Source organism: Amycolatopsis kentuckyensis (genome assembly GCF_041679295.1).
Lineage (GTDB): Bacteria > Actinomycetota > Actinomycetes > Mycobacteriales > Pseudonocardiaceae > Amycolatopsis > Amycolatopsis kentuckyensis_A.
In genome coordinates this window covers 260580-273323 of record NZ_JBGDMD010000009.1, presented here as the reverse complement: position 1 = coordinate 273323, position 12744 = coordinate 260580, and the positions used below count along the sequence as shown (strand labels likewise).

The 12744-nt window shown below is 71.2% G+C and carries 11 protein-coding genes; 2 read left to right on the top strand and 9 right to left on the bottom strand.

Going from position 1 to position 12744, the window contains the following annotated elements; all coding sequences use genetic code 11:
• Positions 1 to 37 precede the first annotated feature (37 nt).
• The 8 genes from mdlC to ACERZO_RS35485 all read right to left on the bottom strand — a co-directional run bounded on the left by mdlC (position 38) and on the right by ACERZO_RS35485 (position 9609).
• A complete protein-coding gene (mdlC, locus tag ACERZO_RS35520) occupies positions 38 to 1624 on the bottom strand; it encodes a benzoylformate decarboxylase (RefSeq protein ID WP_372670252.1) in 1587 nt (528 codons plus the stop codon).
• Positions 1625 to 1634: 10 nt separating this feature from the next.
• Entirely contained in the window at positions 1635 to 1793 is a 159-nt protein-coding gene (locus ACERZO_RS35515) for a DUF397 domain-containing protein (RefSeq protein ID WP_372670251.1), read from the bottom strand.
• A complete protein-coding gene (locus ACERZO_RS35510; protein ID WP_372670250.1) occupies positions 1793 to 2638 on the bottom strand; it encodes a helix-turn-helix domain-containing protein in 846 nt (281 codons plus the stop codon). The genes ACERZO_RS35515 and ACERZO_RS35510 overlap by 1 nt, the downstream gene beginning before the upstream one ends.
• Before the next feature lie 81 nt (positions 2639 to 2719).
• Positions 2720 to 4366: a S53 family peptidase gene (locus tag ACERZO_RS35505; protein ID WP_372670249.1), complete on the bottom strand. Its 1647-nt coding sequence runs from the start codon at positions 4364 to 4366 to the stop codon at positions 2720 to 2722.
• Positions 4367 to 4533: 167 nt separating this feature from the next.
• Complete coding sequence (locus ACERZO_RS35500) at positions 4534 to 5496, bottom strand: hypothetical protein (RefSeq protein WP_372670247.1); 963 nt, start codon at positions 5494 to 5496, stop codon at positions 4534 to 4536.
• 47 nt (positions 5497 to 5543) lie between these two features.
• Positions 5544 to 5756, bottom strand: a complete 213-nt coding sequence (locus tag ACERZO_RS35495) for a hypothetical protein (protein ID WP_372670245.1) — start codon at positions 5754 to 5756, stop codon at positions 5544 to 5546.
• 447 nt (positions 5757 to 6203) lie between these two features.
• Positions 6204 to 6881, bottom strand: a complete 678-nt coding sequence (locus ACERZO_RS35490) for a copper homeostasis protein CutC (RefSeq protein ID WP_372670243.1) — start codon at positions 6879 to 6881, stop codon at positions 6204 to 6206.
• 13 nt (positions 6882 to 6894) lie between these two features.
• Positions 6895 to 9609 (bottom strand): sensor histidine kinase, encoded by a 2715-nt coding sequence (locus ACERZO_RS35485; protein WP_372670241.1) that lies wholly within the window; start codon positions 9607 to 9609, stop codon positions 6895 to 6897.
• 187 nt (positions 9610 to 9796) lie between these two features.
• Between ACERZO_RS35485 and ACERZO_RS35480 the strand changes: the two genes are divergently transcribed.
• Both ACERZO_RS35480 and ACERZO_RS35475 read left to right on the top strand, forming a co-directional pair.
• A complete protein-coding gene (locus ACERZO_RS35480; protein WP_372670239.1) occupies positions 9797 to 10762 on the top strand; it encodes an ABC transporter substrate-binding protein in 966 nt (321 codons plus the stop codon).
• A gap of 58 nt (positions 10763 to 10820) precedes the next feature.
• On the top strand, positions 10821 to 12206 hold the full coding sequence (locus ACERZO_RS35475) for an FAD-dependent oxidoreductase (RefSeq protein WP_372670237.1): 1386 nt from the start codon (positions 10821 to 10823) through the stop codon (positions 12204 to 12206).
• On the opposite strand, the gene ACERZO_RS35470 is transcribed toward ACERZO_RS35475, so the two are convergent.
• The gene (locus ACERZO_RS35470; RefSeq protein WP_372670412.1) at positions 12184 to 12738 is read right to left on the bottom strand and encodes a TetR/AcrR family transcriptional regulator; all 555 of its coding nucleotides are present in this window, start codon (positions 12736 to 12738) and stop codon (positions 12184 to 12186) included. The genes ACERZO_RS35475 and ACERZO_RS35470 overlap by 23 nt on opposite strands.
• Positions 12739 to 12744: the final 6 nt, after the last annotated feature.

The window sequence follows — 12744 nt, the reverse complement described above, 5'->3', positions numbered from 1 at the left end:
CGGCCGGTTCGGAACCGGCCGCGGCCTTTTTCGTTTCTCAGTACAGCGTCCGGTCGGACGCGGCGACCTTGACGTGCACCAGTGTCGGGCGCGGGTCGGCCAGCGCCGACGTCAAGCCCGGGACCAGGCCGGACGGCTCGGTGATCGTCACGCCCTGGCAGCCCATGCTCGACGCCAGTGCCGCGAAGTCGATGCCGCCCAGTTCGGTGCCGGGGAGCTTCGCGCCGCCGATCGTCTCGCCGAGGATGCGGACCGCCGCGTACTCCGAGTTGTCCATGATGAGGATCGTGACCGGGAGTTCCTGGCGCGCGGCCGTCCACAGTGCCTGGATGCCGTACATGCTGGAACCATCGCCGACCACGCCGACGACCGGGCGGTCCGGGCGGCCGAGCGCCGCGCCGACCGCGCCGGGGACGCCGTAGCCGAGCGTGCCGCTGGCCATCGTCAGGAAGCCCGTGTCGGTGCTCTTGATCAGCAGGTGGTCGTGGAGGATGCCGCGGTGGCTCGGCGTCTCCTCGACGACGATCGCGTTGTCCGGCACCAGGTCCGCGAGCGTCGAGTAAACGAATTCGGCGGAAAGCTTGTCGGAGGCGGGCTTCGCGGGACGTTCCAGCGGGGCCGGCGCGGGCCGCGTGCTCCGGTCGACGACGTTCAGCAGCGCACGGATGCCCAGCTTCGGCGTCGCGCGGATGCCGGTGCCTTCGAAGGCCCGCGCGAGGATCTGCTCGTCGTCGCTGAGGATGAACAGCGGCGGCAGCGGAGCTTCCCCGCGCCCGCGATCGACGTGGTAGGTGAAGGCGGGCGCCCCGAGCACGAGCACGAGGTCGTGCCCGGCGAGCCTGTCCGAGACGGCACCGCGTTCGGGGTCGAGGAAGCCTTGGAACAGCGGGTGATCCTCGGGGAAGGAGCACCGGAACGACATGGGCGCGACGTAGACGCCGGCGTTGAGCCGTTCGGCGAGCGCGACGGTCTCGACGACGGCGGAGTCCTGATCGACGGCTCCCCCGACGACGATGGCCGGCCGTTCACTGGCTTCGAGCGCGGCGACGAGCTCGTCGATCGCCTCGGGATCGGGCGCGAACCCCCGGATGCGCGGGCGGCTGACGATCGGGCGTTCGGTGGTGACGGTCCAGTCGTCGGCGGGGACGGACACGAAGACCGGACCGGACGGCGCCTGCGTCGCGACGTGGTAGGCCCGGGCAAGAGCGGCCGGGACGTCTTCGGCGGTGGCGGGCTCGATGGACCACTTGACGTAGGGCTTGGGGAAGTCCGGCGCGTCGATGGCGCCGAGGAAGGGATCGTGCGGCAGGAGGTTCCGCGTCTGCTGCCCGGCGACGATGATCAAGGGGGTGCGGTTGCGATAGGCGTTGTAGAGGCTCCCGAGGCCGTGCCCGACGCCGCCGGCGGAGTGCAGGTTGACCAGCACGGCCTGCCGCGTGACCTGCGAGTAGGCATCGGCCATCGCCACGACGGCGGACTCCTGCAGGCCGAGGACGTAGTCGAAGTCGTCCGGCCAGTCGGTGAGGAACGGGACCTCGGTGGTGCCGGGGTTGCCGAACAGGGTGGTGAGGCCGAGTTCGCGGAGGAGTTCCCGGGTGGCGTCCAGCACCGTGCGCTTGATCATGCCCTCCAGACTAATGCTTAGTCTTGCGAAGGAAAGCCCGCCAAGTGGCCGCAGTGACGGTCAGCGTGCCCCCGGAGCGGTCCTTGGTGTCGCGGATCTGCGACACGGTGCCGAGCGAGACCTCGACGCAGTTCTCTTCTGTCCCGCTGTAGCTGGACTTACGCCACATCACGCCTCCAAGTCGGTGATCACCTCCCGAACGAGTGCGCAGGAGTCCTGCTCGTTCAGGGCCAGGGCCGCCATCATCCGCTGGGCCGCCTGGTAGTCGGCCACTTGTTGTTCATCGTAGAGGTAGGCGCTGCCGCGGTACTGCTCGAGAAAGACGATCGGCGGCAGGTCGGCGAAATCGAAGATCACGAAGGAACCGTTGAGGCCCGGGTGGAACTCTTCGTTGTCCGGCAAGACCCGCAAGCTCACGTTGCGCCGCTGCGCCATCTCGTCGAGGTGCCGGAGCTGCGGCGCCATGATCTCGGGACCGCCGCGCCGCTGGCGCAGCGCGGTCTCGGCGAGGAACACGGTGTAGGGCGAAGGATTCCGGCCGGTCAGCACCTCCTGCCGCAGCAGGCGCACTTTGATGCGCAGCTCTTCCTCCGCCCGCGGCCGCCCGGCGGCCGCGAGGATGGTCCGCACGTAGTCGGGGGTCTGCAGCAGTCCCGGGATGAGCAGCGGCTCCCAAGCGAAGATCGCCGATGCGGTGCGCTCGTACTCGATGAAAGCCGAGAGCTTGGGTGAGATTCCGGGAATACTGTGTTCGAGCCAGTTGGGCTCTCGCGCGTACTCCGCCAGCTCCAGCAGCCGCGCCCGTTCCACCGGCTCCACCCGCAGTGCGCCGAGCAACAGCCCTACCTGCGCGATCTTCGGCACCCGCGTGCCGATCTCCCAATGGGAGAGTTCCTGCGGTCGTACGTCGACCATCCGGGCCAGTTCGCGCATGCCGAGACCACGCGCCACCCTGGCCGTGCGCAGGCCGAACCCCAGCGCCCGGCTTCTCGGTGTCGCTACTCGTGTTGACATGTGCGCAGTGTGTCACCGGTCACCGGCAAAAACGGAAACCGGGGCCGTCGCACACTTGCGACAGCCCCGGCCCTCCGAACCTCAGCCGATCAGGCCCGACAAACCGCTCCCCTTGAACGAACCCCAGCCCGTCACCTGGTCATACCCGGTACCGGCGCTGAAACCCGTCGTCCCGTGCAGGGTGTTGTTGCCCGTCGTCACGTCGTGGAACCCGGTGCCGTACGACGATCCGTTGCCGATCGAATAGAACTTCGGGTTCAGGTTCCCCAGCCCACCACCGTGGACCTGGTTCTGCAGCGTCGCGAACGCCGCCCACAGCGGGGCCGCGCCCGACGTGCCCCACACCGTCTCCCACGCGCCCGCCGTGTAGATGTAGTAGCCCGAGCCGCTCGCCGCGTCGGCCGACACGTCCGGGACCTTGCGGTACGTCGTGCTCTGCGACGACTGCCACGACGGGGCCGTGAACACCGTCGAGATGCCGCCGCCCGTCGACCCGCTCGACGCGCCGTCGTTCCACGCCTTCTCGCTGCTGTACGCGTTCGACGACGTCACCGTCAGCTGGGTGCCGCCGACCCCCGTCACGTTCGGGCTGGACGCCGGGAAGTCGACCGCCTTCGCCGTCGAACCCGTCTGGCGGTAGCAGTCGGTCGTGCCGTCGTCGCCCGCGGCCGCGAAGTACGAGATGCCCTCCGCCGTGCCCGTCGCGATCGCGTTGCTGACGCTCTTCGCCGCGCTCGACCCCTCCGCGGATTCGCAGGCGCCCCAAGAGATCGAGACGACGTTGACCGTGTGGTCCGACGCGATCTTCTGGTACATCGCCAGTTCGCCGGCGCTGGTGTTCGGGGCCTCGTACACGTAGTCACTCGCCGCGGCCGCCAGCGCGTGCACGACCTCGATGTCGAGCTCGACCTCGATCTGGCCGTCGCCCGGCGCCGAGTCGTAGTTCGCGCCGCTGACCGGAACCGTGGTCACCGAGCCCGCCGAAAGGCCGTACGTGCTGTCGTACTTGGTGATGTTGGACTTCTGGTAGCCGTCGAACTCGACGAAGCCGACCTTGACGCCGCTGCCCGTCGCCGACAGACCGCTGGTGCCGTAAGCGGTCTTGAGCACCGGCGGGGTCACCGCCTTGACGACGTTGGGCTTCGCGACGGCCTGCGCGTGCGTCCGCAGCGCGTGGTTGTCCAGGCCGACGACGTTGCTCACGACGCCGGACACGTCCGCCGGTACGGTCGGCGCGGCGTCGTTGGCGAAGAAGTTCCGGCCGGACGCCTGGTCGTGGTAGCTCCCGATCCGGGTGTGGAACGCCGATTCCAGCTGCGCCGCCGAACCCGTGAACGTGATGGCCTGGCGGTTGCCGGAAACCTCGATCCCGGTCGCCCCTGATTTCTCGAGGAATGAGACGGCCTTGCTCACGTCGGCCTGGGTGGGCCCGAACTCGGCATTGAACTGCGCCGGGCTCAGAAAGTGGTGGTATTGCGGCGACGCCGGGTTCTGCACATCGGCGAGGAACTTTTCCAGCGCCTGCTGGTTGTGCAGTTTCAGCGACAGCGCGGCGGTGATCGGCTGCGCACCCGAGACATCGCCGACGCGGGCGCTGTTGACGAGCGGAGCGGCGCTGTCGGCCAGGGTGACCAGGGGTTCCGTCGCCGCGGCGGCCGGGACGGCCACGGCGAGGCCGAGCAACGCCGGCAGTGGCACGGCGGCCGCGACGAGCTTGCGCAAGCGCATGGGGGATTTCCTCTCGGCGGTGGGGACCGGGCCTGCGCCGCAATACTCGCCGCAGGTTGCCGAGAAGCATAAGAACCCGTCCGGCCGATCAGGAACCTACTTTTGGCTGCCGTTTCGCGGGTCCCATTTTCATTTTCCGGGACGTTTACCTACCCATGGTCATTCGATTATCGTCCGGAATGCCCCAAATCGTCGACGCGGTCGACGATCTCCTGCGCGTCCGCGTTGCCGGAAAACCGCCGGGCGGCCGCCGACAGCGAGTGCAGCCGCTGGCGCGTGCGCGGTGACCGCAGGACGCCCGCGAGCTCGATCGCCTCCTCGCCGACGGCGGTGGCGACGTCGAGGTCGCCGTCCAGCGCGTGCACGGTGGCCAGCCAGATCAAGGTCAGCGAGCGGCTGCGCGTCATCCCGCCCTGGTACCCGGCGATCGCTTCGGTGAGCGCGGGGATGCCGTCGCGGCCGTGCCGGACGTCGACCACCTGGGCCAGTTCGCCGTGCACGGTGCCGACCATGGCGGCCATGTCGGTGGGTCCGAAGAACGCGTCCCACGGCGACGGTTCACGCCCTTCGGCCTCCGCGAACTCCTGGCGCGCGCGACGCAGGTAGGTCAGCGCCTCGGTGACGTCGGCCTTCTTGGCGTGCGCCCACGCCTGGTTGGCCGAGAGGATCGCGAGCGCGAGCTTGGAGTGGGCCTGCAGCGCCGCCTCCCGGCCGCGCGCGAACTCGGCGAGCGCCGCGTCGACGGCGCCGTAGTGCAGGTGCAGCCGTCCGACGCGGTAGCGGATGTTGGCCTGCAGGTCGTCGTTCCCGGCTTCGACGGCCAGCTCCAGCGCCCGCGCGAACGCCTCCAGCGCGGCGGCCGGGCGGTCCTGGTCGAAGTTCGTCCACCCGGCCAGGTTGTAGAGGTCGGCGACGGCGGTGCAGAGCCGCGCCAGCACGACGGTCTTGGTCACGCCGTCCAGCAACGCCACAGCAGCGGGCAGCCGCGCCTCGACGGCCGCCCGACAGGCGCCACCGCCGTAGCGGTAGTCCAGGGCCCTGAGCTCCGCGACGACGTCCTCGAGCCGGCGCGCGTCGGCGAGACCCACGCGCGTGCCGCGCCCGTCGTCCCGCCCATCACTGCCCGTCATGGCAGCCCTCCGTCCGTAGAGAGCTGCCGATGCCGGGCAGCTCCCGGTCATTCCCCGCCGGGCCAGGCCGGAGCCCGCTCCTTCGAGGGACTGGCACCGGGGAGTACCCCGGTGGCGGTGAGCACCACACCTGTGGCGGTTTCCGCGATCTTGACGGCGGCCAGCAGGCCGGTGAGGGCGAGCGAGCCGCCGAGCCCCAGCTTCGCGAATTCGTCTTCGGAGGTTTCGGGTCCGCGCTGCCGCGGCAGCGCGCCGGTCACGATTCCACCTTCCGGGTGGTTGCGGAGACACTCGGCCGATCGCCGCGCGGAATCAACCACCCCAAGGTGGCGGAAATCCACCGTATCGTCGAACTCCTGGTTTCCTGCTGGCCACGCAACGAGTTCTCGAACTGAATACGCGCGCACACGGCGCCGCCTCCCGCACTGCAGATCGATTATCGGAATCGCCCGGATCGCCAAACGCGGGACCACCGTAGCCAGCCGATCGCTCCGAAATCAGCCGCCAACCAGGTCAAAAGCCTGATTGCGCGTGCAGCTGCACGGTCGACGGCCGGTAGGCATCGGCACGGGCCGAATGCAATTTCATCGCCATGATTCAAAAGCCGGAAATACTGGTACAACCGGTCCGCGAATCAAGCAATCACCCACCGGACGGCCGCGTATTCCGCGTGGTGCGTCCGTCCGGTGTGCGGCTTCCGCAGTTCTTCAGGATTTGACGAGATCCACCCACGTGCGCACCGTTCCGGCGTCGACCGGCGACTGCCACCCGCCCGGCCGGACCGCACTCCCGACATGGAACCCGCGCACCCCGCCCGCGCGCAAGAGGTGCACCTGCTGCGCGCGCAGGCCGCCGCCGACGAGCAGCTCCGGGCCGCTGTCGCGCTGCGCGAGCCGCTGCAGCACGGAAAGCCCACTGGCTACCCCGTTGGGGTGGCCCGCCGCGAGCACGGTGTCACACCCGAGCGCGGCCAGCTGGTCGTAGGCGCGCAACGGATCCCGGGTGCGGTCGATGGCGCGGTGGAACGTCCACGGCAGACCGTCGACCTCCTTGATCAGCGCTTCGCAGGCGTCCAGGTCGATCTCGCTGTCGATGTTCAGGAAGCCGAAGACGAACTCGCGCGCGCCCGCATCGATCAGCCGGGCGGTGTCCGCGCGCAGCCCCTCGAGGTCACCGACGGCGAAGGAACCGTTGTCCCGCAACATGACCCGCACCGGGAGGTCGGTCGCCGACAGCACGTCGCGGAGGGTTTCCACGGTCGGGGTCAGGCCGTCCTGCGCCATGTCCGTCACCAGTTCGAGGCGGTCCGCCCCGCCCGCCTGCGCGCCTTCGGCGTCCGCCGCGTCCAGCGCGATCACTTCCAGCAGGGGCGTCTTCGAGCTCATGCCTCAATCCGTTTCACTGGTTCCGGGTGTCGTCCCCCCTGGCATGACGCCCTCGCCGGAAGCCGCCTTGAAGGCTCGTCATCCGCTCGCGCACCGCTTCCGGGGAAAGAGAGAGTATCGGCCGCTGCTCCGGCACCGCTCCCGGCCCGGCGGCGACGTCGTCGGTCTGCAGGAACGGCCACGTGTCCTCGGCGCCGTCCTCCTGCTCCAGTTCGGCCGGGGTCGGCCACTCGTAGGCGGGCTCGATCGCGGCCGGCGGCGCGACGGGCGCGAACTGCGGATCGGTGTCCTCGTCGTCCGGGTTCGGCTCGGGCGCCACCAGCGGCGGGGGTGGCGGTGGCGGAGGCGGCGGCGCGGCGGCCAGCGCGTGGCGCGGGAGGGGTTCGGCCGGCCGGGGCTCCGGCGCCACCGGGAGCGGCTCGGCGGGCGGGCGCTCGGGTGCCGCCGCGGGCGCGGCCGCCGCGTCGAACCAGCGCGACAGGACGTCGCGGTAGGCGGGCATCCGCTCGGTCGGGGCGTCGAGGTCCAGGTGCGAGTCGTCGTCGGCCGTCGGCCACTCCGGGCTCTGCTCGCGGGCCACCACGGGCGCCCGGCGCGGCGGGCCGGCCTCGATCGACGGCGGCGTCAGCTCCTCCGGCTCCGGTTCGGGCTCGGGCTCGGGTTCCGCCGGCGTCAGCGGGGCCAGCGGCGCGAGCAGCTCCGGCTCGGGCGCGGCGGCGGGCTCGGCGGGCGGCGGCGGGCCCGGCATCGGCGGCAGCTCGACGATCAGGGCGGTGGGCACCAGCACCGTCGCGACGAGCCCGCCGTCGGCGCCCGGGCTCAGGCTGACGTCGATGCGGTGGCGGGTGGCCAGCGTCGCGACCACGAACAGGCCCATCCGGCGCGAGACCTCGACGTCGACGTCCGGCGGGTTCGCGAGCCGCACGTTGGTGCGGTCGATCTCGGCCTGCGGCATGCCGGCGCCGTGGTCGATGATCTCGATCTGCCAGTCGCCGTCGTGGGTCTCGGCGCTCGCGACGGTGACGGTCGCCTTGCCGGAGTAGCGCGTCGCGTTCTCCAGCAGCTCCGAGATGACGTGCACGAGGTCGTTGACGGCTTCCCCGCGGACGGCGACCTGCGGCGCCGGCCCGAGCTCGATCCGCTGGTAGTGCTCGACCTCCGAGAGCGCGGCGCCGATGATCTCGTCGGCCGAGACGGCGCCGGCGTCCTCGCGCGCGGAGTCGTGCCCGGACAGGACCAGCAGGTTCTCGCTGTTGCGCCGCATCCGCGTCGCGAGGTGGTCGAGCTCGAACAGGCCGGCCAGGGTGTCCGGGTCCTGCTCGTCGGCCTCCATCCGGTCGAGCACCGTCAGCTGCCGCTCGACGAGGTCCTGGCTGCGCTGCGAGAGGTTGACGAACATCGCGTTGACGTTCTCGCGCAGCATCGCCTGCTCGCCCGCCAGCCGGACGGCTTCGCCGTGCACCGCGTCGAACGCGCGCGCGACCTGCCCGAGCTCCTCGCGCGTGAACACCGGGACCGGCGCGACGGCCAGCCGTTTCCGCAGGTTCTCCGGGGCGGGCTCGGGGTCGGTGAGCAGGTTCTGCACGGCCGCGGGCAGCCGGTGCTCGGCGACCTCCAGCGCCGTCCGGCGCAGGATCCGCAGCGGGCGCAACAGGGACCGCGCGATGACGACCGACAGCACGCCCGCGACGAGCAGGACGCCGAGCACGACACCGCCGTCCCAGATCGCCGCCGTGCGCGCCTGCGCCGCCAGGGAGTCCGTGCGTTCCTGCAGTTGGACCAGGAGGGCCTGCTGCACCTGGTGGGCGAGGTTGACCGTGTGCGTCGCCGAGACGTCCCACTGGTTCGCGTCGAGGCCGTTGAGGTTCTGGCCGTTCTCCGTGCGGGTGAGCGCGGACTCGACCATGTCGTTGCCGATGTCGACGACCAGGCCGATCACGGTGTCGTCGAACATCCGCTGCTGCTCGGGCGTCGCGAAGGTGCGGTAGTCGTTGCGTGCGGCGGCGAGCTCGGCTTCGGCGCCGAGCAGCGCGCGCGTGCGGTCGCGGTTGAGGCTGCCCGCGGCGAGCGCCTCGGCCAGCACCGCGCGCTTGACCGACATCTGGTCCTTGATCCGGGCCAGCGCGTTGCCGGCCAGGCGCAGCCGGGCGAGTTCGGGGTCCGAGACGTCGGCGGCGGCCGAGTCGCTGATGTCGAGCAGGCCGGAGATCAGCTCGCTGTAGGAGCGCAGCACGGCGTCGGCGGGGAACGCCGAGTGTTCGGCGGAGAAGCGGAGGCCGCCGAGCACGCGTAGCCGGTCGTCGGTCTGCTGCAGGCTTTCCGCCGCCTTGGCGTCGAGCCGGGGTTTGCTGTCGGCGAGGGTCCGTTCGAACGTGCCGATCGCCTGGTCGACGCGTTTGCGCTGGCCGGTCAGGTCGGCGGTGTCGCCCTGGCGGTCCTGGGCGACGAACCGGACGGTGAGGTCGCGCTCGCGCTGCAGTTCGTGGATGGCTTCGGCGACGGTGCTGTCGACGCGGCCGCGGGTGGCGAACTCCGCGAGCTGCCGGGCGTCGCGCAGGTCCGAGCTGATCCGCAGGCCGACGAGCGCGATCACCGCCAGCGCGGGGATGAGGAGGACGGCGAAGAGCTTCGTGCCCAGACGCCAGTTGCGGAGCCGCCAGCGGCCGCCGGCCGGACGTGGATCCGCCGCGTCGCCGCCCTTGCGGGGACGCTTGTCGCGACGGGTCACCTGGTTTCCTTTTCCGCCGCGGGCGGGAACCCGCGGATCTGACAGCACCTCGAACCTACTGAACGGTAGCCCGCCCCATGAAGATCCGAAAGCCGCGCTGGCGCGATACGGCCCTGCCCGCGATCGTATGGGGCGCGGACCATACGATCCAGCACGAGAACCAGATTCTCGCGGTAGGTGAAGGTTCATGATCAGACGCGGAATGCTGATTCCGCTGGTAGCGGCGTTTCTGACGACCGCGGGCTGTGGCGTGTTCGAATCCGGTTCGGCGGCTCCGCCGCCGCCATTGGAACGGACCACCCTGCGCGTCGGTGTGGGCAACGCCATCGACACGGCCCCGCTGCGGATCGCCGTGGCGGCCGGGAAGTTCGGCGCCGTGGGCCTGAACGTGCAGCTCGTCGAGCTCGACGGGGAGGACGGCCTGGCCAAGCTGACCGCGGGTGATCTCGACGTCACGTTCGGGTCCGACATCGCGCTGTTCCGCGCCGCGGCCGGCGGGACGGCCCTGCAGCTGCAGGGCGAGGCCTACACGTCCGGCCCGAACACGATGGCCCTGGTCACCCTGCCCGGCTCCGACTACACCGTGCCGACGTCGAAGAAGTCGCCCCGGATCGCGGTGAACATGCTCGACGACATCGGCGCGCTCGCCGCGCGTTCGGTGCTCGGCACGGCCGGCGTCGACGTGACGAAGATCAAGTTCAAGCAGGTGGCGTTCGACCGGATGCCGCAAGCGCTGCAAGCCGGCGACGTCGACGCCGCGCTGATGATCGAGCCGTACACCACCCGCGCCGAAAAGGACCTCGGCGCCCACATCCTCGCCGACGGCGCCCGCGGCGCGACGCTCGACTTCCCGCTGTCGGCGTACGCGTCGGCCAAGCCGTTCGCCCAGGCCAACCCGCGCACGCTCGCGGCGTTCCGCACGGCACTGGGCGCGGCCCAGCAGAGCGCGACGGACCCGGCGATCGTCCGCGACGCGCTGCCGAAGTTCTCCGACATCGACACGACCACGGCGGCACTGATCTCGCTCGGCTCGTACCCGACGTCGCTCAACGGCATCCGGCTGCAGCGCGTCGCCGACCTCATGCACAACTCGGGGCTGCTGGCCGACCGCCTCGACGTCCAGGGCCTGCTCCCCGACCAGTCCGGTAGTTAGCTGTCATCAAACTTGCACTTGGTCTACTTTTGCACTCAGTCTACTTGAGGAGTGCGTGATGACCGACGTCCTGATCGCCGGAGCCGGCCCGACCGGGCTGATGACCGCCGCCGAACTCGCCCTGGCCGGGGTCGAGGTGACCGTCCTCGAACGCCGCGACGGCCCGGGACTCCCGCGGCCGGTCGGCCTGCAGCCCCGCACCGCGGAGCTGTTCGACCTGCGCGGACTGGACACCAGCCCCGAGATCGACGGCCCGAGCGGGCACTTCGCCGGGCTGCCGGTGGCCTTGGACCACAGCGTCTGGCGGACCCGGCACCCCCGGGTGCTCAACCGCACGCAGGACGACGTCGAGGCGATGCTGGCCGAACACGCGCTCAAGCAGGGCGCGGTCATCGAACGCGGCCACGAGGTCACCACCGTCGACGTCGACGCGGACGGCGTCACGGTCGACGGCATCCGCGCCCGCTGGCTCGTGGCCTGCGACGGCGCGCACAGCACGGTCCGGCGACTGCTCGGCGTGCCCTTCCCCGGCCGCACCGAGACCTACGTCGCCACACTCGCGCACGTCCGGCTCGCCGCCGCGTCCGAGCTCGTCCCGGCCCGCGCCGCGCACTTCAGCCAGGTGACGCGGCAGGCGAACGGCTACTGGTCGATGCTCACCCCGCTCGGCGACGGCGCCCACCGGTTCGTCTTCGGCTCCACGACGACGCAGCCGGGTCGCGACGCGCCCGTGTCGGACACCGAGGTCACCGAAGCCCTGACGGCCGTGTACGGCGCCGAAACGCGGCTAGGCGAGGTGTACGGCGCTTCGCGGTTCAACGACGCTACGCGGCAACTGGAGCGCTACCGGCACGGCCGGGTCCTGTTCGCCGGCGACGCCGCGCACATCCACCCGCCGCTCGGCGGGCAGGGGCTCAACCTCGGCGTCCAGGACGCCGTGAACCTCGGCTGGAAGCTGGCCGCGACGGTCCGCGGCACGGCGCCGGCCGGACTGCTCGACAGCTACCACGACGAACGCCACCCGGCCGCCGCGCGAGTACTTCGGCACACAGCGGCCCAGCGCGTGTTCACGGCGCCGGAGCGCACCGAGAACGTCGAGGCGCTGCGCGAGATCGTCGTCGACCTCATGCGGACGCCGGACGGCAACCGCTACTTCAGCGGGCTGCTGTCCGGGCTCTCGCTGAGCTACCCCGGCGCGCACCGCGTCCCCGACCTCGACCTGACGACGGCGGCCGGCCCGACGCGGCTCTCGACGCTGTTGCACGACGGCCGCGGCCTGCTCCTCGACCTGGGCGACCACCCCGAGCCGCCGGGCTTCCGCGGGCAGGTGGGCCTGGTCCACGCGGCGACCGCGGACGCCGAGTTCCGCGGCCGGCTGCTGCTCCTGCGTCCGGACGGGTACGCGGTCGACCCCGCCGGCCTCACCCGCTGGTTCGGCGGGTGAGGCCGGCCAGCAGGAGATCGCACAGGCGACCGGCCTGGGCCGCGCGCCCGGGCCGGGGAGCCACGGTGAAGATGCCGATGAGGGAGGCGGCGATGTCCTCGGCGGTGACGTCGGAGCGCAGTTCGTCCGTCGCGCGGCCCGCGTCGAGGATCGTGGTGATGGCCGCCAGCAGCTCGGTCCGGGTCGTCGCGTGGGCGATCTCGCCCGTCTCGATCATCGCGAGCAGCGTGTCGAGCATGCCGTTCTTGGTCGCGATCCAGTCCCCGAACAGGTCCGTCCAGCGCCGCAGCGCCGCGGCGGGGGCCAGCTCGCCGAGCAGCTCGCGGGCGCCGGTCGTCAGCCGTGCGACCTGGTCCCGGTAGACCGCGTCGACCAGCGACTCGCGGGTCGGGAAGTGCCGGTAGAGCGTGGCGATGCCGACCCCGGCCTCGCGCGCGATCGCCCGCATCGACGGCTCGTCGTCCGCCGCCGCGAACATGCGGGTCGCCACCGCGAGCAGCTGGTCGCGGTTGCGGGTCGCGTCCGCCCGCATCGGCGT